24 protein-coding genes are annotated in these 23,030 nt (G+C 60.2%); 2 read left to right on the top strand and 22 right to left on the bottom strand.

Annotated features, from left to right (window positions below):
- Positions 1-138: 138 nt before the first annotated feature.
- The 3 genes from DWX25_RS08250 to DWX25_RS08240 form a co-directional block, all read right to left on the bottom strand.
- The gene (locus tag DWX25_RS08250) at positions 139-1,539 is read right to left on the bottom strand and encodes a phosphoglucomutase/phosphomannomutase family protein (protein ID WP_117743864.1); all 1,401 of its coding nucleotides are present in this window, start codon (positions 1,537-1,539) and stop codon (positions 139-141) included.
- Between the two features lie 159 nt (positions 1,540-1,698).
- Positions 1,699-2,592: a homocysteine S-methyltransferase family protein gene (locus DWX25_RS08245; RefSeq protein WP_117743863.1), complete on the bottom strand. Its 894-nt coding sequence runs from the start codon at positions 2,590-2,592 to the stop codon at positions 1,699-1,701.
- 10 nt (positions 2,593-2,602) lie between these two features.
- On the bottom strand, positions 2,603-3,025 hold the full coding sequence (locus DWX25_RS08240; protein WP_040359600.1) for a metal-dependent transcriptional regulator: 423 nt from the start codon (positions 3,023-3,025) through the stop codon (positions 2,603-2,605).
- A gap of 120 nt (positions 3,026-3,145) precedes the next feature.
- Here DWX25_RS08240 and pepT point away from each other — a divergent pair, with 120 nt between their 5' ends.
- Positions 3,146-4,393, top strand: coding sequence for a peptidase T (gene pepT / locus DWX25_RS08235; RefSeq protein WP_117743862.1), 1,248 nt, complete (start codon positions 3,146-3,148; stop codon positions 4,391-4,393).
- Positions 4,394-4,644: 251 nt separating this feature from the next.
- Here pepT and DWX25_RS08230 read toward each other — a convergent pair whose 3' ends face one another.
- From DWX25_RS08230 to DWX25_RS08150, 17 genes are all read right to left on the bottom strand, one after another.
- The gene (locus DWX25_RS08230) at positions 4,645-5,877 is read right to left on the bottom strand and encodes an LCP family protein (protein ID WP_117793860.1); all 1,233 of its coding nucleotides are present in this window, start codon (positions 5,875-5,877) and stop codon (positions 4,645-4,647) included.
- 12 nt (positions 5,878-5,889) lie between these two features.
- Positions 5,890-7,173: a UDP-N-acetylglucosamine 1-carboxyvinyltransferase gene (murA, locus tag DWX25_RS08225; RefSeq protein ID WP_117734918.1), complete on the bottom strand. Its 1,284-nt coding sequence runs from the start codon at positions 7,171-7,173 to the stop codon at positions 5,890-5,892.
- Positions 7,174-7,261: 88 nt separating this feature from the next.
- Positions 7,262-7,654: an ATP synthase F1 subunit epsilon gene (gene atpC / locus DWX25_RS08220; RefSeq protein ID WP_006235718.1), complete on the bottom strand. Its 393-nt coding sequence runs from the start codon at positions 7,652-7,654 to the stop codon at positions 7,262-7,264.
- Between the two features lie 3 nt (positions 7,655-7,657).
- Positions 7,658-9,112, bottom strand: coding sequence for a F0F1 ATP synthase subunit beta (gene atpD / locus DWX25_RS08215; protein WP_117858910.1), 1,455 nt, complete (start codon positions 9,110-9,112; stop codon positions 7,658-7,660).
- Positions 9,112-10,020, bottom strand: coding sequence for an ATP synthase F1 subunit gamma (atpG, locus tag DWX25_RS08210; RefSeq protein ID WP_117734917.1), 909 nt, complete (start codon positions 10,018-10,020; stop codon positions 9,112-9,114). The genes atpD and atpG overlap by 1 nt, the downstream gene beginning before the upstream one ends.
- A gap of 5 nt (positions 10,021-10,025) precedes the next feature.
- Positions 10,026-11,624, bottom strand: coding sequence for a F0F1 ATP synthase subunit alpha (atpA, locus tag DWX25_RS08205; protein WP_117734916.1), 1,599 nt, complete (start codon positions 11,622-11,624; stop codon positions 10,026-10,028).
- Positions 11,624-12,100, bottom strand: a complete 477-nt coding sequence (locus DWX25_RS08200) for a FoF1 ATP synthase subunit delta (RefSeq protein ID WP_006235713.1) — start codon at positions 12,098-12,100, stop codon at positions 11,624-11,626. The genes atpA and DWX25_RS08200 overlap by 1 nt, the downstream gene beginning before the upstream one ends.
- Positions 12,090-12,692, bottom strand: a complete 603-nt coding sequence (gene atpF, locus DWX25_RS08195; protein WP_117858907.1) for a F0F1 ATP synthase subunit B — start codon at positions 12,690-12,692, stop codon at positions 12,090-12,092. The genes DWX25_RS08200 and atpF overlap by 11 nt, the downstream gene beginning before the upstream one ends.
- A 15-nt stretch (positions 12,693-12,707) precedes the next feature.
- Positions 12,708-12,902 (bottom strand): ATP synthase subunit C, encoded by a 195-nt coding sequence (locus tag DWX25_RS08190; protein ID WP_022094262.1) that lies wholly within the window; start codon positions 12,900-12,902, stop codon positions 12,708-12,710.
- A 124-nt stretch (positions 12,903-13,026) separates the two neighbouring features.
- Positions 13,027-13,830: a F0F1 ATP synthase subunit A gene (atpB, locus tag DWX25_RS08185; RefSeq protein ID WP_022094263.1), complete on the bottom strand. Its 804-nt coding sequence runs from the start codon at positions 13,828-13,830 to the stop codon at positions 13,027-13,029.
- Positions 13,831-13,833: 3 nt separating this feature from the next.
- Positions 13,834-14,145, bottom strand: coding sequence for a hypothetical protein (locus DWX25_RS08180; protein WP_117734915.1), 312 nt, complete (start codon positions 14,143-14,145; stop codon positions 13,834-13,836).
- A gap of 281 nt (positions 14,146-14,426) precedes the next feature.
- Entirely contained in the window at positions 14,427-15,074 is a 648-nt protein-coding gene (upp, locus tag DWX25_RS08175) for a uracil phosphoribosyltransferase (RefSeq protein ID WP_117858904.1), read from the bottom strand.
- Between the two features lie 123 nt (positions 15,075-15,197).
- Entirely contained in the window at positions 15,198-16,739 is a 1,542-nt protein-coding gene (gene glpK / locus DWX25_RS08170; RefSeq protein ID WP_117858901.1) for a glycerol kinase GlpK, read from the bottom strand.
- 13 nt (positions 16,740-16,752) lie between these two features.
- Positions 16,753-17,496, bottom strand: coding sequence for an L-threonylcarbamoyladenylate synthase (locus DWX25_RS08165; protein ID WP_117858898.1), 744 nt, complete (start codon positions 17,494-17,496; stop codon positions 16,753-16,755).
- 134 nt (positions 17,497-17,630) lie between these two features.
- A complete protein-coding gene (locus DWX25_RS08160) occupies positions 17,631-18,122 on the bottom strand; it encodes a type II toxin-antitoxin system HicB family antitoxin (RefSeq protein WP_117743856.1) in 492 nt (163 codons plus the stop codon).
- A complete protein-coding gene (locus DWX25_RS09820) occupies positions 18,089-18,274 on the bottom strand; it encodes a type II toxin-antitoxin system HicA family toxin (protein WP_117843243.1) in 186 nt (61 codons plus the stop codon). The genes DWX25_RS08160 and DWX25_RS09820 overlap by 34 nt, the downstream gene beginning before the upstream one ends.
- Positions 18,275-18,342: 68 nt before the next feature.
- Complete coding sequence (locus tag DWX25_RS08150; RefSeq protein WP_117843244.1) at positions 18,343-19,593, bottom strand: HemK/PrmC family methyltransferase; 1,251 nt, start codon at positions 19,591-19,593, stop codon at positions 18,343-18,345.
- A 36-nt stretch (positions 19,594-19,629) separates the two neighbouring features.
- Between DWX25_RS08150 and DWX25_RS09560 the strand changes: the two genes are divergently transcribed.
- Positions 19,630-19,893 carry a hypothetical protein gene (locus DWX25_RS09560; RefSeq protein WP_147336105.1) on the top strand — a complete coding sequence of 88 codons (264 nt, stop codon included), beginning with the start codon at positions 19,630-19,632 and terminating at the stop codon, positions 19,891-19,893.
- Positions 19,894-20,387: 494 nt separating this feature from the next.
- Here DWX25_RS09560 and prfA read toward each other — a convergent pair whose 3' ends face one another.
- A complete protein-coding gene (gene prfA, locus DWX25_RS08145; RefSeq protein ID WP_006235697.1) occupies positions 20,388-21,455 on the bottom strand; it encodes a peptide chain release factor 1 in 1,068 nt (355 codons plus the stop codon).
- Positions 21,456-21,686: 231 nt separating this feature from the next.
- Positions 21,687-23,000, bottom strand: coding sequence for an ATP-binding protein (locus DWX25_RS08140; protein WP_158558442.1), 1,314 nt, complete (start codon positions 22,998-23,000; stop codon positions 21,687-21,689).
- Positions 23,001-23,030: the final 30 nt, after the last annotated feature.

Here is a 23,030-nt window from a genome sequence, read left to right as displayed (position 1 = left end):
TATATTGCCAGACCGGAGGGGCCCCGGGGGCGGGAATCTGGGCGTACACATTTCCTACATATCTTGTGATCCGACTAACGTTTGCCAGCCGTTACCTACCGCTCGCCGAGCATCTCTTTATATAAGGCAGTCTCATGGTTAAAGCGGATACGTCCCCCTAGCTAACGCACAGCCAGCATCGAGCAACTCATCACGTTCTTCCACCGAGAACCCCTCGGCGTAGACGCGCACCACTGGTTCGGTCCCGCTAGGACGGACCAGCAGCCACGTGTCATCCTTAAATGACAGACGCAAGCCGTCCATATGACTAACGTTTTGCGGCACCTTGCCACAAATCGACTTGGGGTTTACGCCCGGCAGCAGGGTTCGTAACGTTTCGGCATCTTCGGCCTCAAGGCGCAAATCGCGTCGACCGTAACTCGTCTTACCAAAACTGTCCTCGAGTTGGTCGACCAGAACGCCCAAAGGCGCGTCCGTCTTTGCCATAAGCTCACACAGAATCAGACAGGCGAGGATTCCATCGCGCTCGGGCATATGCGCGGCGATGCCGATACCACCGGCTTCTTCGCCGCCCATGAGGACGCCGCCCTTCTTCATCTCCGCCGCTATATATTTGAAACCGACTGGTTTGACGGTCACGCGGCAGCCAAGCGCCTCGGCAATGCGACGCACGAGCGTCGAGCATGAAAGATTGACGACGACGCGCCCCTCCAAATTACGAAATTGAACCAAGTCGCCCAAAACGAGCGCCATGATCTGATGCGGATGTATATATCTGCCGCGCTCGTCAACCGCGCCGATACGGTCGGCGTCGCCGTCGGTCACCAGGCCAGCGCAAGCTCCGTCCTCGATAACCGTGCGCTCGCAAGCGTCCACCCACGGTTCAACGGGGTCGGGGCAGATATCTTCTTGGTCAGACGCCTGCCCGGCGTGAATCTCGTGCACCTCAACGCCAAGCTCGCGCAGCAAGTCGGCTAGATAGCCCTGGGCCGCGCCGCCCATGGGATCGACAACCACGCGCAGGTGCGCGGCGCGGATGGCTTCGGCATCGACAAATGATGCCACCGCCTGCATATAGTCAGGAATGATATCCGCGGTGCGATATTGCCCCTCGATCCCCATTGGCTCGGGAGCCATGGTCTCTTCGAGCTCTTCGATGACATCCTGGTTGGCGGTTGAGCCGTCACCCATGCGAATCTTGAGGCACAGATAACCCTGCGGATGATGGGACCCCGTCACCATGAGCGCGCCGCACGCCTCACCGTCATAAGCCGCCGCCCACGTAAGGGCAGGGGTCGGAACAGGTCGCGAAGCGAGCACGGCGTCCAGCCCGTGCGCTGCTAGCACGCCCGCCGCAAGTTCAGCGAACTCGCTCGCCAGGGGCCGGGTGTCGAACCCTATATATACCGTTTTGCCCGGATTGGTCTTTTGCCACAACTCGCCGACGGCATCGGCGATACGGGCAACGTTATCGGCAGTGAAGTCCTCATCAACGCGAGCGCGCCAACCGTCAGTTCCAAAATGAATTATCGCGCACACGCGCAGACACCTCACAGTGTTTGGATCATGGTACGCATGGGGTATACCCGCAACATGCACTCGGCAACCTGCCGGCACCAGCATTCACCATTTGGGCAAATGCTGCCGAGGACATGCAAGCAACAAAAAAAACCGCCCCGTATGGAGCGGTTTTGCCCTTTATATATCGAGCGCCTCGGCCATCGCGGCCGTAGTGATTGCCGTGGTTCCACAGCAACTGCCCACCATTGCGGCACCGGCATGTCTCCATTCGATGCATGCGCGCGCGAAAGCTTCGGGGTTCTCGTGCCATACGGGGCCATCCTGAGTCTGGACCGGATCGCCTACGTTGGGACGCACCGTGACGGGAGTAGTCGCCGATGCAACCATCCTGGGCACCGCCGCGTTCGCGGCCGCAAGCGAACAGCAATTAACACCAACCGAGTTTGCGCCGTGTTTTTCGGCGTACAAAACGGCTGCCTCGATGTTGAGGCCATCGCCCAACAGGTCGCCTTTATCGTCAACGACAAAACTCACCAGAACAGGCATGCCATCGGCGGCATCTCGGGCGCCGGCAAGCATGGGCTGCAAATTACGGATAGACGTCACCGTCTCGATCAGCAGACCGTCAACGCCGGCGTTGAGCAAGGCGTGCGCCTGTTCGCGCGCAATGCCTCGGATTTCACGATACTCGGCAGAGTCCTCGGCAAACCACTCAATACCGATCGGGCCCATCGAGCCCAGCAGCAGCTGAGGGTGCGCCTGGCGGGCATCGTCGACGGCCCCGCGATTGACCTCCGTCACGGACGGCGCAATCTGGTCATGCTTGAGGGCATAGCTCGATGCCTGAAAGGTGTTGGTAATGAGCACCTGCGCGCCGGCGGCGACATACAAGCGATGGATACGAGAAACGGTCTGCGGCTCTGCCAGATTCCAAAACGCCGGTGGAATGTCGGCGGCATCGTACTCACTCAACAGAACACTGCCCATGGGGCCCTGCGCCAACAAGGTCTCGCTCGACAAGCGGCGCGTAAGTTCCTCGGCACCAAAGCGGTTGTAATAACTCGTATCCATATATATCCCGCTATTCCTCGACGCTGATTCCCTGCTTTTCGAGATAGGCGAGCCAGCGGCTCATCGTGTCCTCGGATAGCGCATGCTCCATCATGCAGGCCTCGGAATCGGCTCGCTCAAATTCGACACCGAGCTCCTGAACCAAAAACGTGCGGATGAGGCGATGACGGTACCAGATAGCCGTGCCAACCTCGCGGCCGCGATCGGTCAGGATCACCTTGCCGTAGTGCGATTGCTCGACAAGCTCGGATGCCTTGAGCGCCGAAACCGCTTTATTGACCGATGCCTTGGAGACGCCAAGGCGCTGCGCGATGTCGACCGATCGCACGCCGTTGGTTTCCCCCTCTTCGCTTTCAATGCGAACCATGCACTCCAAGTAGTCTTCGTTCGCCACCGTCAGATGTAGTTCGCGCGAGCTATTTGTCGTATCCATGATCTTCCGTCCCTTCTGCATTCAATGGCTGATTCTACCCCATCCAAGCGTCGTGGTATGCCGTGGCATACCGTGCTAGAGTTCTTGTTGCACACGACGACCAAGATTGGAGCGGTCTTTATGGAAAACACCACCACGAGCCCCGATGTCCTCGAGCGCTTTTTGCGCTACGTCCAGATCAACACGCAGTCCGAGGATGCAAACTGCGACCAGGTACCCTCGAGCGCCGTTCAGTTTGACCTTGCCAACATGCTGGCTGAAGAGCTGCGCGAGCTTGGTGCGGAAGATGCCCACGTGACCGAGCACGCCTATGTCTGCGCGCATATCCCCGCAAGTGTGGGCGCTGAGGACAAGCCCGCCCTGGGCCTGATCGCCCATCTCGACACCACCGAAGTTGCACCGGGCGCCGGCGTGAAGCCGCACATCGTGCACTACGAAGGCGGCGACCTGGTCTGCGGCACGGTTGACGGTAAGTCCGTTGCCATGAGTACCGCCAAGCTTCCCGCCCTGAACGACCTCGCGGGTGAGGACCTGGTCTGCAGCGATGGCACCACGCTGCTGGGCGCGGACGACAAGGCAGGCGTCGCCGAGATCATGTCGCTTGTCGCGCGTATCGCTCAGGACCCTTCTCTGCCCCATCCCGCACTCGGCATTTGCTTCTGCCCTGACGAGGAGATCGGCCACGGAGCCGAGCTGTTGGATATCGATACCTTTGGCTGCAAGTACGCCTACACGGTCGACGGTGGCCCCATCGGCGAGCTGGAGTGGGAGTGCTTTAACGCCGCCGAGGCGACCGTCCGCTTTGAGGGCCAGTCCATCCACCCGGGCGACGCCAAGGGCCGTATGGTCAACGCAGGCAATCTGTTCTGCGACTTCAACGCGTTGCTCCCCTACATGCAGCGCCCGGAGTATACGGAAGGCTACGAGGGCTTTTATCACCTTGAGGGTGTATCTGCAACCGTCGATCACGCCACAGCGCGCTATATCGTCCGCGACCATGACGCCGCCAAGTTCCAGCAGAAACTCGACCTTATTGATGCCGCCGCCTCGATGCTCAACCAGCGCCTGGGTGAGGAGCGCGTGACGGTCGAGATTAAGCAGCAGTATCGAAATATGGCCGAGATCGTTCGTGACTATCCCGAGCTTATTGATGTTGCCAAGGAAGCCTACCTTGCCTGCGGCGTTGAGCCCCAAGTGCTGCCGATTCGCGGCGGCACCGACGGCGCGCAGCTGTCGTTCCGCGGTCTGCCCTGCCCCAACCTTTCCACCGGCGGCTATTGCTACCACGGCGTCAACGAGTTTGTCCCGGTCAGTTCGCTCGTCAAGATGACCGACGTCCTGCAGGAGCTCGTCGCCCGTTTCGCATAAGCCTGGCCGCATAAGCCCAAAAGACGAATCGCCCCGTCCTCTAGAGAGAACGGGGCGGTTTTTGATACAAGGGGAGTAGTCAACATCGCAGGTTGAGCCAACGTCAGCGAGCGACGTCCAAGGCGAACAAGTTGGCATGAAAAAGGCAGGGCATTGACCTTCTGGTCATGCCCTGCCTTTTGAATGACAAATTGTCGCCTTGGGCGGCGCGCAGCGTCGAGCCGTTACGGCGTTTGGTAAAACGCCGTAACTTAGTAGTTGGCTTCGTAGCCGTTACCGTCGCCGGTGGGCTCTTCGTAGTAGTCCGAATCGCTCGAATCGCTTGAGTCATCGGAATTGTCAGAGCTGACCGATGAGGTTGCGGTACCGTTTGCGTAGTCGTCAGACGTATTGTTGTTCAGGTCGCCAATCGTAGAGCTGGAACCGTCGGAAAGACCCATGGTGTTGGGACCCTTGGGATCCTTGCCGGCATCGACACGCTCCATCATTTCCTTGAGCTCGTCCTCGTAGACAAAGACGTAGCTCACACCGTCGATCATGGTGCTGTCGTCGGCGTACGAGGGCAGGTTGGCCGAGTAGATACCGTCGACATCCATACCGCGCATGGCGTTGACCGTAGACACGATATCCTGAACGCTCATATCGGTTACGAGCATATCGGACAGCGAATTAACCAGGCCAAAGATCTTCGTGGCATCGAAGTTATTGAGAATCTGGTTGGCAAGGGCGCCAAGCACCTGACGCTGGTGGCGCATGCGCGTGTAATCGCCGTCGGCATAGATGTAGCGGCAGCGGGCATAGGTAAGGGCGGTAGCTCCGTCCATATGCTGCTGACCAGCGGTAATCTTAATATCCAGGTGCTCGGGGTCGTCAACATCATCGGTTGCGTTAATGTCGATACCGCCAACCGAATCAATCAGCGCCTGCATACCGTCGAAGCTGACCTCGGCATAGTGGGAAATCTGAACACCGCACAGCTCGTTGACCGCCTCGACCATGGCTTCGGCGCCGCCAACGGTATGGCAGGCGTTGATCTTCATGGTCTCGCCCTTGTACACGACCCTGGTATCGCGCGGAACGGAAATGAGCGTCGCCTGCTTTTGCGTGGGGTCGATGCGTGCCAAGATAATCGAGTCGGCACGATACGTATCCTCGCCCGGACGGCCGTCGGTGCCAAGAAGCAGCACGTAGAACGGATCCTTTGCCTCATCGGTGTCAACCAGAACCCGACGCAGATTGTCGGTAATGACATTAGAATCGCCGAGCTTGCCCATAATGGTGGCAAACCACAGGCCGGCAGCGGTAGTGGCACTCAGCAGCACGCCAAGCACGACAATGAGCGCGACGTGACGAATCGTGTGGCTACGACGGCGCTGGCGGGCGCGCTCGGAATAGCGAGCGACGTTGTCGCGGCTGTAGATCTTGGCCTGCGCACCAGTCGAGGGTCTTCGGGTGTTATCCGCCAGGGGCTTCTTGTTAAACATAGGCAACCTGCATTAGTAGATGACGGGATCGGGGACGGTGGCATGTTCGACATGCGCGCCAAGCGCCTGCAGCTTTTCGACAAACTGCTCGTAGCCACGTTTGATGTGATGGATGGCAGAGACCTCGGTAACGCCGTCGGCGATAAGACCGGCAACCACAAGCGCCGCGCCGCCACGAAGGTCGGGCGAGGTGACCTGTGCACCCGAGAAGCCCTTGACGCCATGAATCATGGCATGATGGCTCTCGATACGAATGTCGGCACCCATGCGCACCAGCTCAGAGGCAAACATAAAGCGATTCTCGAAGATGTTCTCGGTAATAACGGAACTGCCGTCGGCGAGGGCGGAGAGCACCATAATTTGTGCCTGCATGTCGGTCGGGAAGCCGGGGAACGGAAGCGTCTGGATGTCGACCGGCTTGATGCGCTCGGCGCGATTCACGTGAACGCCGTCGTCAGTACGCTCGCAATCGATGCCCATGAGCTCCATCTTCTTGAGCACCATGCCCAGATGGATGGGGCAAAAACCCGTGACGTCGACACCGCGATCGTCAGCCATCAGCGCACCGGCGACGATAAAGGTACCGGCCTCGATGCGGTCGCCCACCACGCGATGGGTAACGGGATGGAGCTCTTCCACGCCCTCGATGGTCACGACAGGCGTACCGGCGCCGACAATCTTGGCGCCCATTTCGTTGAGCATGTTGGCGAGATCGACGATCTCGGGCTCGCGGGCGGCATTGTCGATAACCGTGGTGCCCTGTGCACGCACAGAGGCCATGATGAGGTTCTCGGTCGCACCGACACTGGCAAACTCGAGCGTGACGGTGGTGCCGCGCAGGCCCTGAGGCGCGCTGGCGTTGATGTAGCCGTGGGCGGTATCAAACTCTACGCCCAGGGCCTCAAGACCCAGAATGTGCATATCGATCTTGCGAGCACCCAGGTTGCAGCCGCCCGGCATGGCGATCTTGGCGCGATGGAAGCGACCCAGCAGGGGTCCCATGACGGCGGTGGAAGCACGCATCTTGGCAACGAGCTCGTAGGGGGCCTCCCAAGAATCGGCCTGAGAGGTATCGATCTCGAGCGTGTGCTCGTCGAGAACATCGATCGTAGCGCCCATGCCCTTGAGCACCTTGCCCATCACGTGGACATCGGAAATATCGGGCACGTTCTGCAGCGTCGTCTTGCCCGGCGCCAGAAGCGTTGCCGCCATGAGTTTGAGCGCGGAGTTCTTGGCACCCGAAACGGGCACGGAGCCTCCGATGGCATGGCCACCCTCAACGCGGATAATATCCAAGGTCTACCCTTTCAAAAAGCATGCCCGGGGTGGCTGGGCCATCCCGGGCATGATGTGTTCGCAAATGGTCGAACGTTAAATCGTTTGACTATTGGGCAAGCTTGAGCTTACACCATGCGATTTCATTATAGAGGTAGGCGCGGCGTGCATCATCCTCCGACAAATTACCCAGCTTCTCTTCAAAACCTTGAATATCAGCTTTAAGCTTGTCGGCATCGACGGTCGCCAGATCGCAAGCGCGCTCGGCGAGAACGGTCACGACATCGTCCGCAACCTGGGCATAGCCGCCGGCCACGGCAAACGTGTGGTCGACAGTGCCCATGGCCTTATCGGAAACGCGAACGTAACCGCGGTCGATCGTGCAGATCTCGCTGGAGTGAGCAGGCAGAACGCCAAACTCGCCATCCGTGGACGGAATCGACACAAACGCAGCGTCGCCCTCATAGGCGCAGCTCACGGGGCACACGATGCGGATACGCATAACCTACTTCTCCCCCATCTTGCGGGCGCGCTCGCGCACGTCCTCAATCGTGGAAGCATAGCGGAAAGCCTGCTCGGGCAGGTCATCGGCCTTGCCGTCGACAATCTCGGCGAAGGAGCGGACGGTATCCTCGACGCGGACGTAGACACCGGGGTTGCCGGTGAACTTCTCGGCGACGTGGAAGGACTGCGAGAGGAACTGCTGAATCTTACGAGCGCGGTTGACCGTAAGGCGCTGCTCCTCGGACAGCTCGTCCATACCCAGAATGGCGATGATGTCCTGAAGGTCGAAGTACTCCTGTAGGAGCTCCTGGACCTTGACGGCGACACGGTAGTGCTCCTCGCCGACGATCGAGGGATCGAGAGCGTCGGAGGAAGACGCGAGCGGGTCGATAGCCGGGAACAGGCCGAGCGACGAAATGCTACGCGAAAGAACCGTGGTGGCGTCGAGGTGCGTAAACGTCGTGGCAGGCGCCGGGTCGGTCAGGTCGTCTGCGGGGACGTAGACAGCCTGGACGGAGGTAATGGAGCCCGTCTTGGTCGAGGTAATGCGCTCCTGGAGGTCGCCCATCTCGGTTGCCAGCGTGGGCTGGTAACCAACGGCGGACGGCATACGGCCCAGCAGTGCGGAAACCTCGGAACCTGCCTGGGAGAAGCGGAAGATGTTGTCGATGAACAGCAGAACGTCCTGGCCGCGATCGCGGAAGTACTCAGCGGTGGTAAGGCCGGCCAGACCGATGCGAAGACGCGCTCCGGGCGGCTCGTTCATCTGACCATAGACCAAGCAGGTCTTGTCGATAACGCCAGACTCGCTCATCTCGAGGAACAGGTCGGTGCCCTCGCGGGTACGCTCGCCGACGCCGGTGAACACCGAGGTGCCGCCGTGCTCCTGGGCGAGGTTGTTGATGAGCTCCTGAATCAGAACGGTCTTGCCGACGCCGGCGCCGCCGAACAGGCCCGTCTTGCCGCCACGGATGTAGGGCTCAAGCAGGTCGACGGCCTTGATGCCGGTCTCGAAGATCTCGGTCTTGGTGGTGAGCTCGTCAAAGCGGGGCGCTGCATGGTGGATGGGGTAGAACTCCTCCACCTCGGGCATGGGCTTGCCGTCGACGGGCTTGCCCATGACGTTCCAAATGCGGCCGAGCGTCTTGGGACCAACGGGCATCTTCATGGGCTCACCGGTATCGGTGGCGATGAGGCCGCGCTGCAGGCCGTCGGTCGAGGACATGGCGACCGTGCGGACGACGCCGCCCGGAAGCTGACTCTCGACCTCGAGGATCGTGCTCAGATGACCGATCGGGGTCTCGGCCTCGACCGTGAGCGCGTTGTAGATCGGGGGCACCGCGCCGTCAAACTTGACGTCGACGACAGGGCCGATGATACGCACGATGCGACCATCACCGGCAGTCGTCTTCTTGGTGGCTTCCTCGACCGCAAGCTTTACGGTGTTATTAGCCATTACTGTTCCTCCAATGCTGAGGCTCCGCCGACGATCTCGTTAATCTCGGTCGTGATCGAAGCCTGGCGCACGCGACTATACGTGCGGGTAAGGGTCGAGATGATCGCGGTGGCGTTTTCCGTCGCGGAGTGCATGGCCTTGCGGCGTGCACCCTGCTCGGCAGCCGCCGAATCGATCAGGGCCTGGTAGATGACCGTCAGGATATACGACGGTACAAGCTTGCCGAGAACATGCTCGGGAGAGGGCACGAACTCGAACGTGGACGAGATGCGCTTAGGGGCGTCGGTCTCGTTCTTACGCGGACCGTGGGCCATAGCGATCATCTCGGGGTCGAGCGGCAACAGATGCTCGACGCGAAGCTCCTGATCCACGCGGTTCTTTGCGTGGTGGTAGACAAGCTCGACACGGTCAAGCTCACCGGCACGATACGCATCGCAGATATGAGAGGAGATCATGCGGGCCTGATTGAAATCGGGCTCAGAGGAGTTGCCCTCAAAGTGCATGATGACGTTTGCGCGGTCGCAAAAATACGTGGCCGGCTTGCGCCCGCACGCGATGATCTCGCACTCGATGCCGTCGTTCGCCCAAGAAGCGGCGAGCTTTTCGGCCGTACGCTCCACTGTCGTATTGAAACCGCCGGCAAGGCCGCGGTCCGAGGCAATGACGACAATCAGGCCATGCTTGACGTTCTCATGCTTCTGCAGCATGGGATCGGTGCCCGAACAGGAGGCGTCGCCGGCGACCGTCAACATGACGTCGGTCAGCGCCTCCTTATAGGGCTCGGCCTGCTTGGAGCGATCGAGGGCACGACGGATCTTGGCCGTAGAGACCATCTCCATCGTGCGCGTGATCTGCTTGGTCGTGGTAACCGAGGAGATTCGCTTCTTAATGTCGCGAAGGTTGGCCATAGGGCTTAGTTCTCCTCTGATCCAGAAACATCCGAATGGTGCTTGGCCATGAACTGCTGCTTAAAGTCGCCGATGACGCGCAAGAGCTCAGCCTTGGTGTCATCATCGATCTTCTTGGCGCGAACCTTGTCGAGCAGCAAGCCAAAGCCATTGTCCATGTACTCGATGAGCTCGGCACGGAAAGGCAGCACGTCGGCGATCTCCAGGTCGTCCAGGAAGCCCTCGTTGCCAGCGAACAGCGCAACGATCTGCTCGCCAACCTCAAATGGTTTATAACGCGGCTGCTTCAGGAGCTCGGTCATGCGGGCACCATGGGTCAGCTGCTTCTGAGTAGCCTCGTCAAGGTCGGAGCCGAACTGCGTAAAGCCGGCGAGCTCCTGATACGAAGCGAGGTCCAGACGGAGGTTGCCGGCGACCTGCTTCATGGCCTTGGTCTGCGCGTCGCCACCAACGCGGGACACGGAAATGCCCACGTCGACTGCCGGGCGCTGACCCTGGAAGAAGAGCTCGGACTGCAGGTAGATCTGACCATCGGTAATGGAAATGACGTTGGTCGGAATGTAGGCCGAGACATCGCCGTCCTGGGTCTCGATGATCGGCAGGGCCGTCATGGAGCCGTAACCGTTCTTCTTGGACATCTTGACGGCACGCTCGAGCAGACGAGAGTGCAGGTAGAAGATGTCGCCAGGATAGGCCTCGCGTCCGGGCGGACGATGCAGCGTCAGCGACATCTGACGGTAGGCCACAGCCTGCTTGGACAGGTCGTCGTAGATGACGAGCACGTGACCGCCGGGGTTGGTCTCGTTGGCGGGCTTACCATCCTCGCCGTTGTACATAAAGAATTCGCCGATAGCGGCACCGGCCATAGGCGCGATGTACTGCATAGGGGCGGAATCGGCAGCGGTGGCCGAAACGATGATGGTGTAGTCGAGCGCACCGTGCTGAGCGAGGGTCTCGCGGATGTTGGCAACCGTGGAGGCCTTCTGGCCGATGGCGACATAGATGCAGACCATGCCCTTGCCGCTCTGATTGAGGATAGCGTCGATGGCAATGGCGGTCTTACCGGTCTTTCGGTCGCCGATGATGAGCTCACGCTGACCACGGCCGATAGGCACCATGGAGTCGATAGCCAACAGGCCGGTCTGAACCGGCTCGCACACCGGGGTACGGTCGATGACACCGGGGGCCTTGAACTCGATGGGACGACGGTGCGTGGCGACGATGTCACCCAGGCCGTCGATAGGCTGGCCGAGCGGATTGACGACGCGGCCAAGCATAGCACGGCTCACAGGGATATCCATAATGCGGCCAGTGGTGCGGCACTCGTCGCCTTCCTTGATGGAGTCGACGGCACCAAACAGAACGGCGCCGACCTCGTCACGGTCAAGGTTTTGGGCAAGGCCGAAGACGGTCTCACCGGTATCGGAGCTCTTGAACTCCAGAAGCTCGCCTGCCATGGCGCTCTTGAGGCCGGAGACGCGCGCGATGCCGTCGCCTACCTCGTCGACCGTTGAAACCTCATGCGTATCGACCGTCGCGGAGAGACTCGTGAGCTGCTCCTGCAGTTTCTTGGCGATATCCTGGGCATTGAGGGTTTCGGACATTAGGCTTCACCTCCGTACGAATTAGCAGAGTTTGCGAGGGTCTCCTGCGCGATGCGCAGCTGCGTCTTGACGGAAATGTCACGACGCTCGCCGCGGGCCTCGAGCACCAGGCCGCCCACGATAGACGGGTCGACCTGCTCGATAAGGAATACCTTGCGGCCGAAGTCCTGCTCGCATTTCTTAGTGATGGTTTGACGCAGCTCGTCGTCGAGCGGGATCGCCGTGGTGACGGTCACGCCCACTACATCCTCGTCTTCCTCGGCAACATACTTAAAGGCAGCTGCCACCTTGGGAAGAAGGTCGAGCTGGTCGCGCTTGGACATGGTGTCGAGCACGGCGATGATCTCGGGGCTGGCAGAAGCCAAGCGCTCGATCATCTCGAGGTCCTCGAACACATGGTTCTCGGCCTTGGCGGCTTCCAGAAGGGAGCGCGCATAGGTCTCGAGCACCTTGTCCTGATAGCGGCTAGTCGGCATTCAGGCTACCTGCTTCCTGGATGTAGCGCTCGATGAGCTTCTTCTGCTCGGCCTCGTCCTCGAGTGCCTCGTCCACGATCTTGGTGGCGACGGCAACGGACAGGTCGGCGATGGAGCTCGCGGCACCGGCGTAGATGGACTTGCGCTCGTCCTCGACAGTCGTATGGGCCTTAGCGATGATCTCCTCTGCCTCCTTGTGAGCAGCCTCGATGATACGGGCGCGCTCGGACTCGGCGTCCTTACGGGCCTCGAGAACGATGTCGGCAGCCTGACGACGGGCGTCGGTGACGATCGAGTCGGACTCAGCACGCTTGGCGATAGCCTCCTGCTTGGTCTTCTCGGCCTCGTCGAGGCTCTCCTCGATCTTCTTGCCGCGCTCCTCCATGGTTTTCATGATGCCCGGCAGGGCGACCTTGGCCAGCACGATCCAGATAATCAGGAAGGCGATAAGCGCCGGGATGAACTCCGCCATCTTAGGGATGAGGATGTCCGCACCGGCAGCGCCGTCCTCGGCGAACGCGGAAACCGGCATGAGCAGCGCGGCCGCGGACGCGGAGAGTGCGATCGCGCTCTTCTGGGATGAAAGATTCATACTTGACGCTCCGTGCTATTTAACGATCAGCGCGACAACGAAGCCGATCAGAGCCAGAGCCTCGCCGAAGGCGGAGCCCATGATGAAGACGGTGAACACGCGGCCCTGGACCTCAGGCTGACGGGCCATAGCACCCGTAGCACCCAGAGCAGACAGGCCGATAGCAAGACCAGCGCCGATAACACCGAGACCGTAACCGATAACTCCCACGATTCCTCCTTTGTCGTGCGTGTCTTATTTCACGCAGGATAACCTTTTTATAACTGCCGGGCTCCATGGGTACGGGCACCGGCGGTTTAACGAATTGCCTTACCTTTAAGACGCGAACGGAAGACTACTCCTCCTCCGCGACCTCCTCTGCCTCAGAGACATACACGGCGGTAAGGACTGTGAAGACGTAAGCCTGGATGGCGCCGACCACAAGCTCGATCGCATAGATCAGGATGAGGATAGCAAGCCAGGCCAGCGAAGGCAGGGCACCGACGGCGTGGGCCGCGGAAACCTGCTGAAGCAGCGGCTGCATGAACATGCTCGCCATGATGGCGAACGAGCCCATGACCACGTGTCCTGCGAACATGTTGCAGAACAGACGGACGGCGAGTGTGATGAGGCGCAGGAAGGTCGAGAAAAGCTCGACGACCCACACAAGCACGTTCATCGGGAAGCTCACGCCCTGCGGGGCGAGGCTCTTGATGTAGCCGATCACGCCGTGAGCCTTGCATCCGTAGTAGATGAAGTACACGAAGGCGAAGATGGCGAGCGCGGCGGTGGAGCCGATTGCGCCGGTGCCGGGCTTCATTCCCGGGATCAGGCCGATCATGTTATTGATCAGGATGAACAGGAAAAGCGAGCACAGGAACGGGAAGTGCTTCTTCCAGTTCTCACCCACGACGCCCTTGCCGATATCGTTCTCGACGTACTCGATGATGTACTCGAAACCGTTGACGAAGAAGCCCTTGGGAACTAGGGTCTGCTTCTTCTTGAACACGGCCAGGACGATCAGGAGCACGATCGTGGAGACGATCAGCCAAAACGAGTACTGCGTGATGCCGCAGCTCAGATCGCCCACGACAGGAGTGGAGCTGAACTCGCTAACCAGATGATTAATCTCATCAGGCAGCTTTTCAAAAATTTCCACGACTTACCTTTCGACCTCATGAGGATCTCGCAGCGCCTTGGCGACGCGAACCGTGCAGGCGGCCATAAAGGCCACGAAGCCGATCGCCTCGCCCAGGAGGAACATGCGAAATGCCTCTCCGAACAACACAAACACAACCAAGGTAAAGACGAGCAGGGCGATTGCCGAGACCGCCAGACTCACCATGCCCTTGAGCATGTCCGCATTCTGCTTATCGTCAAGAACCGGCTTGAGCGTAAAAACAAAGGGAAGAAAGGCGACCGCGCCCGCGATGACGCCTGCAACGATAGCAAGCAGATCGGCTATCTGAAACACTGGCGTCCTCACTTTCCTTCTTTAACGCTTCCCAGAACAGTTCCCGCCAAACATTGGTGACTATTGTACGAGCCAATGGCTAAAGTACAACCGAAAAAGCATCGGTTAATACTCACCTGTTCGTTTTCTTAAGACCTTCTTTATGTCGCAGGTAGGTAATACGTTTTTCTCGAACCCCTCTGGGCTAAACGTCCGTTAACAGGAGTGCGCGTGGACGTCTTTTGCTCGCCCGCGCGCACCATTTCTTCGTATTTGTGACCGTAGCCGACAAGGCCCGACGACTAGAGCGTGCCGTAGATGCGGTCGCCGGCGTCGCCCAGGCCGGGAACGATGTAGGCGGCCTCATTGAGATGGTCGTCGATAGCACAGGTATAGATATGCACATCGGGATCCTTCTCGGTCAGCGACTTGAGACCCTCGGGCGCCGCGACGATGCACAGCATGCGGATGTCCTTGACACCGCGCTCGCGCAGGTAGCTGATGGCCATCTCGGCCGAACCGCCCGTGGCGAGCATGGGGTCGACGACCAGGCAAGTGCGCTGGTCGATATCCTTGGGCATCTTGCAGTAATACTCGTGCGGCTCGTGGGTAACCTCGTCGCGCTCCATGCCGATGTGGCCCACGCGAGCGGAGGGCACCAGGTCGAGGATGCCGTCGACCATGCCAAGGCCAGCACGCAGGATGGGCACGATGGCGAGTTTCTTGCCGGCGAGCTGTTTGAACGTGGCGGTAGTGATGGGGGTCTCGACCTCGACGTCTTCCATAGGCAGGTCGCGCATGGCCTCGTAGCCGTTAAAAAGCGCGAGTTCGCGCACGAGCTGGCGGAACTGGTTGGTGCCGGTGTTTTTGTCGCGCAGGATCGACAGCTTGTGCTGGACGAGCGGGTGATCGACAAGCGTCACACGGGACGCGTCGTAGGTGACGGTCATGGGTTGATTGCCCCTTTCGTTGCGGCCGCAAAACGGCCTTGCTGACAAGGCGCGCAGCAATGTTGCCGCCGAACGCCATGCATTAGTTTAGCGGTTTATTGTATCGAGCAGCCCATCGCAGCCCTACTGTGCGGTACTGAGCGAGCGCTTGACTGCATCACGCCAGCCCGCAAGGTTTTGCTCGCGGCGCTCGGCAGACATGTGGGGAAGGAAGGTCCTAACGATCTGGGCATTTTGCTCCAGCTCTTCTAGGTCTTCCCAATAGCCGACGGCAAGACCCGCCAAGTACGCGGCACCGATTGCCGTGGTCTCTACCGTCTCGCATTGCAGCACGGGGATATCCAGCAGGTCGGCCTGGAATTGCATGATGAACTCGTTGCGCGAGGCACCGCCATCGACAGACAGGCGCTCGATCGAAAGCCCCACGTCCTGCTCCATGGCGCGCAGCACGTCGTAGCTCTGATATGCCATGGATTCGCAGGCGGCACGTACGATGGTCGCACGGCTCGAGGCGCCGGTCAGACCGCACACGATACCGCGGGCATGCGGGTCCCACCAGGGAGCACCCAAACCCGCAAAGGCGGGAACGAAGTAGCAGCCCTCGTTGTCGTTAATCGAAGCGGCGAGTTGTGCCGACTCGCTCACGCTCGAGATGATGCCCATGTTGTTGCGAAGCCAGTTCATGGTGGAGCCGGCAGCGAAGATGGAGCCCTCGAGTGCATAGCTGATCTTCCCGTTCGCAGCGATACCGATGGTGGAGACCAGGCCGTTCTTGGATTCGACGATCTCGTCGCCGGTGTTCATGAGCATAAAGCAACCCGTGCCATAGGTGTTTTTGGTCTGGCCGGGACGGAAACAGCAGTGACCGAACAGCGACGCCTGCTGGTCGCCCGCCACGCCCATGATGGGCGGCGTGTTGGTCATGATGTCGCTCGCGACGCGGCCGTAGTCGCCCGAGCTCCAGCGAACCTCGGGCATCATGGAACGTGGAACGTCAAAGAGCGCCAGCAGGTCGTCGTCCCAGTCGAGCGTATGGATATTAAAGAGCGCCGTGCGGCTGGCATTGGTGTAGTCGGTGGCAAAGACCTGGCCGCCGGTGAGGTTGTAGATGAGCCAGGTGTCGATGGTGCCAAACATGAGGTCGCCCGCCGCCGCGCTCTCGCGTGCGCCGTCGACGTTGTCGAGAATCCACTGCACCTTGGAGGCCGAGAAATACGGGTCGAGCGTGAGTCCCGTGCGGGAGCGCACCAACTCCTCGCAACCCTGTTCAACCAACGCGGCGATTGCCGGCGCGGTACGGCGGCACTGCCATACGATGGCGTTATAGATCGGCTGACCGCTCACGCGGTCCCAGACCACCGTGGTCTCGCGCTGGTTGGAGATGCCGATGGCGGCAATGCGGTCGGAGTGGATGCCGCTCTTAAACTGGACTTCCATCATGACGGCGATTTGACTGGCGAGGACCGCCATGGGGTCTTGCTCTACCCAACCGGGACGCGGAAAACTGGTTTTGACGCTGCGACGCGCCTGCGCGACGATGCATCCGTACTCGTCGACGATGGTCGCAAGTACCGAGGTGGTGCCGCAGTCGAGCGCCATGATGTAGGAACCGCCAAAGTTAAACGAAGCATCTTCCATGCCCAGGCTGCCCAGATTCAACGACATCGCTTACACCTTTCTATTGCATCGGGTCGGACAGGACCCGTTCGATCTCTGATGCGGGAAGTGCGCCTTGGCGCAGGATCTGGAGCCCGCCGTGCTGGAACGACACGATGGTCGAGGCGTCGCGACACGGGGTCTCACCGGCGTCGACGGCAACATCGACCCCCTCCAGGATGCGACCCTCGACGGCGGCAAAGCTTGCCGGCGAGGGCGCGCCGTGCGTATTGGCGCTCGTGCAGGCAAGGGGACTGCCGCAGGCGCGGATGAGCGCCTGGACCACGGGAGAGGCCGAAGCGCGCAGGGCCACGGTGTCGTCGGCAGCGCGCATAAAGGTCGGCACGCAGGGGGCTGCCTTAATCACGATAGTCAGGGCTCCCGGCCAGCATCGTCGCGCGAGTACGCGGGCATCTTCCGGGATATCCACGCCATAGCGGTCGAGCGCTTCGACGCCATCGACCAGCCAAGCGACGGTTTGCGTGAGTTCACGTTGCTTGAGAGTGAAGATGCGGCGGTAGCCGGTACCGAGCGCAGGGACCGCGGCGCCATTGACGGTGGCTTGCGGGTCGCATGACCACGACGGGAACTCGCTTGTATCTTGGGGGACGGCATCGGAGAAGGCTTTAACTGCCACGGCGACACCGTAGACAGTCTCGGTCGGGATCAAGGCCAGGCCGCCGCGGCCGAGCACCTCGGCAGTGCGCTCGACGGCAAGCCGATGCGGCTCGCGCGCTCCCTCGTATACCCGATAGACCGTCTGCATGTGTATGCCAGCCCCTTACGCTCTGGTGCAAGTTTGTTTACTGTGGGGCATTCTCGCACGAAACGTTCAACCTATTTGTCCAGAGCGCATGTTGGTTTGGTGAGCGGCTCTAGTAGTCGGTGAAAGTGAGGGGGTTATTGGACTGCGACGAACTTCTTTGGCCTGCCGGCATGGCGTTCTTGGGCGGCGTAGCGCTCGATGCTGTCTATCGTTATCATCCGACGGCCGTCGACGAGTTCAACATCGAGCTTTCCGGCTTTGACCAGCGCGGTGATCCGCGGAGCGGAGACTTTGAGGTCCAGCGCTGCGTCTTTAAATGTTCGGCACGCCGCTTCCCGAGCGTCCTCGTGGTCGATTTCGACTGAAAGGGCCACGACCTCGGCCGAGCGTTCGTACCCTGCCGGAGTCAAACCGTTGTTGAGGTCGTCGGCTAAAAACGCCATCAGCGCCTCGGTGGCATGGGCAATCGCTTCTTCGCGCGTATCGCCATCGGCAAAGGCGCCGGGAATCTGCGGGAAGCTGGCACAGTAACCGTCGTCTTCTTTTATGAGAACGCAATCATAGGTAAATCGATGCCTCATTTTGCCTCCAACTACCATCCAGCTTGGCGACGAATACTTGCCCACGTGCCCTTCTTTGGTCGATCACCACCAGAGCCGTTCACGGCGACAACACGGCCACCAGAAACATACTTAGCATGACTACCAACTTGCGCGACCTTCACGAATCCATCGTGCTTGAGTAGGGCAATGATTTCCCGAAAGGTAGGAGGTTGCATGGGCCGACCTCTGTCAGCCGTCCTAATTATAAACTACTTTATAATTTTTGCTAACCAGTTAATAAATATTACTGGCGCTGTTTGGGCTCGGTGACGATGGCCCGAACGATGCGGGGGCGATCGGTGAGATCGCGGACGACGCGCACATCCGAAAGGCCCGCCTGGCGGCAGAGTTCGGCGGCGGCGTCGAGGGCACCCTCGTAGAGCTCGCAGGCAAAGAGTCCGCCGGCACGCAGCATATAGGGTGCCGCATTGAGCAGGCGGCGGAAAATGTCCAGGCCATCGGCACCGCCCTCGAGCGCTAAATCGGGCTCGAAGTCCTTGACCTCGTGCGGCAGCGAGCGCATAACGTCGGTCGGGATGTAAGGCGGGTTGGAGACGAGCACGTCGAAGGTGCCCCACTCGTCGTGGGGAATGGAGCTCACCAGGTTGGTGAGGCTGAAGGCAACCTCATCTGCCGTGAGGCCGAGCGCGTCGCGGTTTTTGGTGGCCAGATCAATGGCACGCGGCTCGATATCGGTAGCGGTGCAGGTAACGTGGCCGCGGCGCTCCCAAGCAAGGGAGAGCGAGATGCAGCCCGTGCCGCAGCCGACCTCGAGAACGCGAGCAGTGCGGGGCTCGGCTGGGGCAGGCGCAGCGGCATCCTGAGCTGAAGCCGTCTCCTGGTCGGCACCCTCGATGGCGATGCCGTATTCGTCGAGCTCGGGCTCAGCAGCTTCCGCAGTCTCGGCTTCCGCTGCCTGCGCGGCGGCTTCCTCGGCCTCGCGGTCGGCCAGTTCCTCGGCATAGGCACGGCTACCCAGCACGTCGCTGCCTAGCGCCGCCTCATCGGCAGCCGTCAGGTTAGCGGCACGGCGCTCGGCGGTCGCGCGTTCGTCTGCCAGCGCGGCCTCGGCTTTGCGGGCCTGCTCGACCTCATCGTTCCAAGGCAGCTCAACTCGCTGACGGGCAGCAGCCTCGGGGCTCAGCACCTCGGCATCCAGATAATTGAGAACTTCCTCGACGAGCATCTCGGTCTCGGGGCGCGGAATGAGCACACCGGGGGCGCACGCGACGTCGATCATGCGAAACTGCGTGCTGCCCGTGATGTATTGCAGCGGCTCGCCCTTAGCGCGGCGGACAACGGCCGCGTGCATGGTCTCGAGCTGGGCCGCGTTAAGCATCTCGTCCATGCGCATATATAAGTCGATGCGTGCCAAACCCGTGGCAGCGCACAGCAGCCACTCAGCAGAAAGACGGGGGTGCTCCTCGCCACGCTCGGCTAGGTACTCCTTGGTCCACTCGAGACAACGCTTGATGGTCCAGATCTCGTTTGCCATGGGGCCCTCCCCTCTTAAGCGCCGGGCGGCGCGCGAATGTCGGAGCAGATTGTACGCGAGGCAAGCGTTTGGCAAGGGACGATTGAAGGCGATTATCGAGAATCAGCCCAGATTTTTACTTGGAACCTGCCCGAAGTGTTCATTCGTCGACGTCTAAATCTGCATCCGTCAAGTTTTTGGCAAGGTTGCCCCAAAACTGACCAATATCTAACCAAGAACTTGCCAAATCACTTGACGCGCGACGCATCAAAAAATGCACTGCAGCTTCTTGGACGATTTTTTGAGCAATATTTTCAATAACAGATGAACGTCGCAATTTCTTTGAGCAGGTAGCTGGCTTAATGGCCATCAAAGCCGATTGAATAACATCTCAAAGCAATGTGCCCAACCCAGTCATTGGGGACGTTCTTAAACGACTAGCTATCGGGGACAGTCTTCGCAGCCAGCCGCGAAGGACCGTCCCCATCTGCCGGCCTTTAGGGACAGTCCCCAACTGCCGGCACAAAAGGAGCGTCCCCAACTGCCAGGTGCCGCAAGAATGTCCCTTTTGACTAGTCATTTAAGAACGTCCCCAATGACTACCTTGGAAACCCCGCAGGTTGAGCATACCGCATCCGGAGCAAGGCAACGCTGCAGGTAGAGGACGGACAGCGAGCGACGTCCAGAGCGAACAAGTTGGCATGAAAAAGGCAAGGCATAGACCTTCTGGTCATGCCTTGCCTTTTGAATGACAAATTGTCGCCCTGGGCGGCGCGCAGCGTCGGCTGGTCCGCCGTTCGGTAGAACGGCGGAACCTACACAGCTTGTGCCAGCTTCTCGGCTCGCTCGGCGGCGGCGAGCGCCTCGATGACGGTGCCGAGCTGATCGCCCAGAAGGACGCCGTTGTAGGTGGAGTTGAAACCGATGCGGTGATCGGTCACGCGGTCCTGGGGCTGGTTGTAGGTACGGATCTTCTCGGAACGGTTGCCGTGGCCGATCTGGCTCTGGCGCTCGGCACCGAGCTCCGCCTGCTGCTTCTCGAGCTCCATCTCGTACAGACGGGCACGCAGCATCTGCATGCAGACCTCGCGGTTCTGGATCTGGGAACGCTGCTCCTGCGACTGCACCACGGTGTTGGTGGGCAGGTGGGTGATGCGCACGGCGGAGTAGGTAGTGTTAACGCACTGACCGCCAGGGCCGGAGGCGCAGTAGGTGTCGATGCGCAGGTCGGACTGGTTGATCTGAACGTCGATCTCCTCGGCCTCGGGAAGCACGGCGACGGTCGCCGTGGAGGTCTGGATACGGCCCTGGGACTCGGTCTTGGGAACGCGCTGGACGCGGTGCACGCCGGACTCGAACTTCATGACGGAGTAGACGCGGTCGCCCTCGACCTTGAACTCAATGGACTTAAAGCCGCCGGCCTCGCTGGGACTAGAGTCGAGCACGGTGGTCTTCCAGCCGCGCGACTCGCAAAAGCGCTGGTACATCTTGTACAGGTCGCCGGCGAAGATGGCGGCCTCGTCGCCACCGGCGGCGGAGCGGATTTCGACGATGGTGTTCTTGTCGTCGTTGGGGTCGCTCGGGATGAGCATGTACTTGATGTCTTCCTCGAGCTGGGGAAGCTTCTCCTCGTTCTCGGAGATGTCCATCTGGAGCATCTCCTTCTCGTCCGCGTCGGTCGTGTCGCGGAGCATCTCCTTGGCGGCCTCGATGTCATCGAGCGCACCGATGTACTCGCGCGAGGCGGCGATGAGGTCGGACTGGTGCGCGTACTCCTTGTTGAGACGCGTGAACTCCTTAATATCGGAGGCGACGGCCGGGTCGGAGAGCTTCTTCTCGAGCTCCTCGTAGGCCTTGATAATCTTTTCGAGCTTGTCGCGCATGGCGGGACTCCTTTATATGCGTGAAGGTGAAAATCGGCAGAATTGATGGGACGCGGGGCGCCGCTGCGGGGGTAAACCCGGCTAGAACATGTCGATCTTCAGATACATGCGCATCCCTTCGCGTATGGGGTACATAGTTGCGGTCTAACCCATACATGATAGCGTGCGCAGGCAAACCTGCATATAACCCGCACGGAATGTGACACAGGGTCAGTCCGCCAACGTAAGGCTCTACTTTAAGAACATGGCCATATATAACGGAAGCGTCACCTTTTTGCCGTCTCGGCCGACGTTACCGTCTATCAGCTTGTACCCAAGGTTCACGTCCTGCCGCTCGAGCATGTCGTTGAGCGATACCGTAGATCCGCGCGAGGCCTTCACCTCAATGGGCACAACGCTCGCGTCGGGCGAGTCGACGAGAAACTCTATTTCCCTATCGCCCTTCTGCGACCGCCAATAACGCAGAGCCACACCCCGCGCCGAAAGCATGCAGGCGACCAGGTTCTCGTAGAGGCCGCCCTTCATGGGACCCGCGAGCTTGTTGTTCACCACCGCCTCCAGCATTTCGAAGCCGTACATGGCCATGAGCACGCCCGTATCGGCAGCATAGAGGCGAAACTTCGTCCCGTCTTCATAGGCGGCAAGAGGGAATTGGGCGGCGCTCACCGACTGGCACCGTCGCACCATACCTGCTCCCACGAGCCAATCCACGGACGAGCCAAATTTGCGCGCCGTTCCCCTGTTCTCGACCACGGAATACTGGAACTTCGTATTCTCCTTTGCGAGCTGGCGCGGCAACGATTCAAAGCACGCCCGCGCACGCACGCGCTCGGGGGCTTGCGCGTATCGAGCCACGTCGTCGAGATACGAGGCGAGCAGCCTGCTTTGCTCGTCGAAAGCAACGGCGAAGTTGCCCGTCCGCGCAAAGGCGTCCACCACCGCAGGCATACCGCCGACCGCGAGGTACTCGCGCAGCATCTGCATCATCTTCTGATTCACCGCAACGGGCACGGGCATCAACGACTCATAGTATTCCCGCAAATTGGCGATATCGTCCTCCCCATACCCGCGCGCCCAAAGGTACTCCTCGAAATCGAGGGGGCCCATTTCGACCTCTCGCTCGTACCCAACGGGAATGGAGGCGAGCGCAGCCTCCTCCTTGAACCGAATGCCCAGAAGCGAGCCCGACGCAACGACATCGCACCTGCCGTCGAGAGCGAGATACTTAAGCGCAGCGCGAGCACGCGGGCACTCCTGAATCTCGTCGAGGAAAAGAAGCGTTCGTCCTGGAACAAAGCGCACGCCGGGCACGACGAGCGATATCTGCCGGTAGATCGAGTCGGCATCGATTGGGCCATCGAACACCCGCTTAAGGTCCGGGGACCCAATGAAGTCTATGGAGATGAAGCTTTCGTAGTCCTGCCGCCCGAACTCGGCGACTATGTACGACTTGCCAACCTGTCGCGCGCCCTTGATGAGAAGGCATTCGGCGCCCTTTTCCGCCCGCCACGAACGGAGGGTGTCGAGTATCTTTCGCTTCAGCACACTACGCACCATCCTTCACCTGCTGTTTGC

Origin of the sequence: Collinsella sp. AF18-8LB, assembly GCF_003459795.1 — a bacterium.
Lineage (GTDB): Bacteria > Actinomycetota > Coriobacteriia > Coriobacteriales > Coriobacteriaceae > Collinsella.
Note: the sequence above shows the minus strand (reverse complement) of the source record. Positions and strands in the feature narration are given on the sequence as shown.

Coding starts and splice junctions, on each gene's coding strand:
- DWX25_RS08245 (WP_117743863.1), bottom strand. CDS start 2,592: ATGGATACGAGTTATTACAACCGCTTTGGTGCCGAGGAACTTACGCGC.
- prfA (WP_006235697.1), bottom strand. CDS start 21,455: ATGCGCGACAAGCTCGAAAAGATTATCAAGGCCTACGAGGAGCTCGAG.
- DWX25_RS08150 (WP_117843244.1), bottom strand. CDS start 19,593: ATGGCAAACGAGATCTGGACCATCAAGCGTTGTCTCGAGTGGACCAAG.
- glpK (WP_117858901.1), bottom strand. CDS start 16,739: ATGTCGTTGAATCTGGGCAGCCTGGGCATGGAAGATGCTTCGTTTAAC.
- DWX25_RS08165 (WP_117858898.1), bottom strand. CDS start 17,496: ATGCAGACGGTCTATCGGGTATACGAGGGAGCGCGCGAGCCGCATCGG.
- DWX25_RS08200 (WP_006235713.1), bottom strand. CDS start 12,100: ATGCCGACTAGCCGCTATCAGGACAAGGTGCTCGAGACCTATGCGCGC.
- DWX25_RS08240 (WP_040359600.1), bottom strand. CDS start 3,025: ATGGATACGACAAATAGCTCGCGCGAACTACATCTGACGGTGGCGAAC.
- atpG (WP_117734917.1), bottom strand. CDS start 10,020: ATGGCCAACCTTCGCGACATTAAGAAGCGAATCTCCTCGGTTACCACG.
- upp (WP_117858904.1), bottom strand. CDS start 15,074: ATGACCGTCACCTACGACGCGTCCCGTGTGACGCTTGTCGATCACCCG.
- DWX25_RS09560 (WP_147336105.1), top strand. CDS start 19,630: ATGTCGGAGCAGATTGTACGCGAGGCAAGCGTTTGGCAAGGGACGATT.
- atpA (WP_117734916.1), bottom strand. CDS start 11,624: ATGTCCGAAACCCTCAATGCCCAGGATATCGCCAAGAAACTGCAGGAG.
- atpD (WP_117858910.1), bottom strand. CDS start 9,112: ATGGCTAATAACACCGTAAAGCTTGCGGTCGAGGAAGCCACCAAGAAG.
- DWX25_RS09820 (WP_117843243.1), bottom strand. CDS start 18,274: ATGCAACCTCCTACCTTTCGGGAAATCATTGCCCTACTCAAGCACGAT.
- DWX25_RS08230 (WP_117793860.1), bottom strand. CDS start 5,877: ATGTTTAACAAGAAGCCCCTGGCGGATAACACCCGAAGACCCTCGACT.
- pepT (WP_117743862.1), top strand. CDS start 3,146: ATGGAAAACACCACCACGAGCCCCGATGTCCTCGAGCGCTTTTTGCGC.
- atpC (WP_006235718.1), bottom strand. CDS start 7,654: ATGCGTATCCGCATCGTGTGCCCCGTGAGCTGCGCCTATGAGGGCGAC.
- atpF (WP_117858907.1), bottom strand. CDS start 12,692: ATGAATCTTTCATCCCAGAAGAGCGCGATCGCACTCTCCGCGTCCGCG.